The sequence below is a fragment of the Stenotrophomonas sp. P5_B8 genome, from assembly GCF_054049855.1.
The window spans coordinates 1-3,315 of sequence record NZ_JBFULO010000415.1 but is presented as its reverse complement, the minus strand read 5'-3'; the positions used below and the strand labels follow the sequence as shown (position 1 = coordinate 3,315).

Here is a 3,315-nt window from a genome sequence, read left to right as displayed (position 1 = left end):
GGTCACAGAAACCACCATCCACGACTCGATTTGTTCGCACACCATTAGTCAGGGAAGAACCCTGGTCGTCAGCGACCTTCAACAGGACGAGCGCTTCGCGAAGAACCCGCTCGTCGATGGCGAGCCTTACTTACGGTTCTATGCGGGGTGCCCGCTGATCGCCCAGAACGGCACGCCGATCGGCGCCCTGTGCGTCATGGACAAGGTGGCTCGGGTATTTACAACGGCAGAGACGCGACAGCTTGAGACGTTGGCCCGTGCTGCGATGAATGAACTGGAGTTGCGGGTGCTCTCAGGGCGGCGAGAGCCCGTGAGCGGGCTGCCCAACCGCCACCAGTTCACGATCGACTATGCAGGTTGGTCGGAGAGAGAACCTAACAAGGCGCTCTATGCCGTGCTCGTTGACATCTTTGATCTTCCAAGGGCAAACGAAGCTGGCCAGGTGCTGGGGATGGGCCCACTAGAGGCCCTCATTAAGCGGGCAGGCGTGCGCTTCAACGTTGCGCTTGAAGGCTTGGCGGTCGTCTATCACGTTGGCGTGACGCGTTTTGCCTTTCTCGTCGACCTACCCACTGCTGAAGATGTGGAGCGGCTAGTCGAGGAGCTGCGTTCGCGGATGCTTCGGCCGCTGGTCGCTGCGGCTGTCCCGATGTCCCCTCTTTTTCATGCGGGGATCTGTGCGGTGACGCTGGGTGTGGACGGTGCGGATGACGTGATCCGAAGGATGCTCATTGGCTTGCATGCATCCATAGCGGACCAAGTCTCCTTCGCCTGGTACTCGGCAGGCAGGGATGACGGGCTGAGACGGGGCTATCGGCTTGCCGCCGACGCCCAGCGCGGCTTGAAGGAAGACGAATTCCATCTGGTCTACCAGCCGAGATTTCGATCCAGCGACCTGCAGCCGGTCTCTGCCGAGGTGCTCATAAGGTGGAACCATCCTCATCTGGGCTCCGTCAGCCCGGCGGAGTTCATTCCCGTGTTTGAGAGAACCGCATTGATGGAGGGCGTCACTGAGTGGGTCGTTGACCACGCGCTCGACCAACTGTCCGCCTGGCGAAGGCTCGGCTTGACGCTGGGGCTTTCCATCAACCTGTCCGCCAAAGATGTAGCCCGCGCCGACGCCGCCGAACGGCTCATCGCAAAGATCAAATCGAAAGGCCTTTCCTGCGAAGACGTAGAAATAGAAATCACTGAAGGGGAGTGGCTTCGGGCAGACTCGCTGCCAGGTCGGCAGCTCAAACTCATGGCCTTGGCCGGGATCCGCCTCGCCGTGGATGATTTCGGAAGTGGATACAGCAACTTTGCATATTTGACAGAGCTTCCAATGGACATCTTGAAGCTCGACAAATCCCTGATCGACAATTTGGCAACAGACGAACGCTCACTTCTCAAGGCTCGCGCCATCATCGGCTTGGCTCACGGCTTGGGATACATGACGGTGGCCGAGGGAGCCGAAACCGAGGAGCAAGTCTCTTTGTTGCAGAGCTTAGGCTGCGACGAAATACAGGGTTTTGCCTTAGCCAGGCCAATGAGCGCCACGGATCTCGCAGATCGGCTCGTGTCCGGCTTTTGCTCTTCATAATCGTAGGATTTGCAAGACTAGTTTAGGTCAGGTGGGGCTTCTTTCTTTCCCAACCACGTGTGTCATGGTGAAAAGATAGCCTTCTTTTGTAAGAAACGCCCGAATGCTTTCTTCTGCCTTTTGAGGTGAGATGAGAAACCCTGGGCCGTAGAGCGAGTAAACAGCTAGACCGCCCGGCAAGACCTCTCTTCGGACGGCACACCTCCTTGTCTCCGCGGCCTGTTCCCAAGCAGCCCGCAGCTTCTCTGGACCAATCGACTGGCCGTTCCGGAGGCGAAAACTGAGCCAGCGGACCTCCGTCTCATTCGCGCGGTTCATGGCTGTTCTCCTTTCCTCTCGACTTCCTTTCTCCTGAGCATCATCTCTTGAGATCAGAGTCCTGGGCGTGAATACGCGACGGCTCGAATCGGCTTGGTCGCTCGCTGTATAAGGTTCCCGCACCCCTTCTGTTAAGGGGACGGACATGAATACCTCCCCCAAGCTGGCTTGGGGAGGTGGATTGGCCGCCCGAACGCTGGTCATGGAAATTGCGCGTCATTTGACCCCCGCCCGCTCTCAATCACGGCCTTCCGGCCTCAAGTGTGGAAAACAACCAGGCCTGTCCTCGCCAGCCAAGCGACCGCGTTCACAGTAGCCGCCTGTAGCCCAATAATCATGCCAAAGGGAAGCGAGCCAAGCTTCGGACCCCAAGTGGGGACAACTTGTTGGACCTCTAATAAGGTGCCCAGAGTCTATCCGCAGGGAACTCCCATCAACCTGCAAGTCCGCCTTCGAGCACATGCAACCGATTGAGGCGTGACGGTGAGATTACAGCCCCGCCACGTCGGTGATGATCACTTGTCCCTTGCGCATATCGGCAACCAGCAGCCCCCTCCAGCAACGGTTCGCCCCGTGCTCCTGTTGAGGAAGGCCGTCTGCAGCCGTCCAGCCTCCAAGTCGGCCCTAAGTTTGAAGCTGTATTGCCGCCCGCGTAGCGGCTCCCCAGGTTAGGCCACGCCGCCTTCCAGCGGCTGCACCCGTGCCGGACCACCGCCGACATCCTTGGCATAGGCCGTGGCCATCATCCGGCCATTCTTCGGTGACCAGCCGCCCAGAACAAGCTCGCTGTGCAGGATGTCCCGCGCCATGCCCGCCTCCGCGGCTGCCTGAAGGTAGTTCGGCCAAAGGTGGTCCACGACCAGCCCCAGCTCGGCCATGAGCTGCTCCATGGTGAAGTCCGCGCGGAAGCTGGCCTGAAGGCACAGCTCGTAGATCTTCAAGAAAAGCTGGGCGGAGCCGCGGCTGGCCAGCACTAAATTGTGTTGCGGGATGAGCAGCAGCTTTGCGCCCACCGACGGCTTCTGAGTCAGTGCGTCCTCGGCCCACGTATCGACCGCGATGAGCAGTTGGTCGGGGCGGAGCAGCAGATTGAGGATGCTCGTGGGATGGTCCATAGCCGAAAGGAGGATGGCCAGGGGCGTTTCACCTATTGACAAATAACAAACGCACCCTAGCCTGCAACCGAACTGATGGGATGCACGTATGACCAAGCGCATTTTTTACAAAACATCACTTTGCACAAGTGCGGCAGCTACCGCGGTCGTATTCTTATGGCTAGCACTGAGCCAGGCACCGGAGAAGCCAATCCCGGCTAAGCAACCAGCGCTGGAAAAATCTCTGATAAAGCCATAATCAGAGTCCCAATTATCAGAAAAATTGTTCCAGAAAATGCGCTCCTCGAAGACTCCATGAAC

The 3,315-nt window shown here is 58.5% G+C and carries 4 protein-coding genes; 1 reads left to right on the top strand and 3 read right to left on the bottom strand.

The genetic code is table 11. From position 1 onward, the window contains the following. A partial coding sequence (locus ACXJKH_RS17335) for an EAL domain-containing protein (RefSeq protein ID WP_457321178.1) occupies positions 1-1,582 on the top strand: 1,582 nt, incomplete at its 5' end. Between the two features lie 27 nt (positions 1,583-1,609). On the opposite strand, the gene ACXJKH_RS17330 is transcribed toward ACXJKH_RS17335, so the two are convergent. From ACXJKH_RS17330 to ACXJKH_RS17320, 3 genes are all read right to left on the bottom strand, one after another. Beyond that, a complete protein-coding gene (locus ACXJKH_RS17330; protein ID WP_457321176.1) occupies positions 1,610-1,900 on the bottom strand; it encodes a hypothetical protein in 291 nt (96 codons plus the stop codon). A gap of 668 nt (positions 1,901-2,568) precedes the next feature. After that, positions 2,569-3,015: a hypothetical protein gene (locus ACXJKH_RS17325; protein WP_457321174.1), complete on the bottom strand. Its 447-nt coding sequence runs from the start codon at positions 3,013-3,015 to the stop codon at positions 2,569-2,571. A 105-nt stretch (positions 3,016-3,120) separates the two neighbouring features. Continuing rightward, the coding region (locus ACXJKH_RS17320; protein ID WP_457321172.1) for a hypothetical protein at positions 3,121-3,315 on the bottom strand (195 nt) is incomplete at its 5' end.

Coding starts and splice junctions, on each gene's coding strand:
- ACXJKH_RS17330 (WP_457321176.1), bottom strand. CDS start 1,900: ATGAACCGCGCGAATGAGACGGAGGTCCGCTGGCTCAGTTTTCGCCTC.
- ACXJKH_RS17325 (WP_457321174.1), bottom strand. CDS start 3,015: ATGGACCATCCCACGAGCATCCTCAATCTGCTGCTCCGCCCCGACCAA.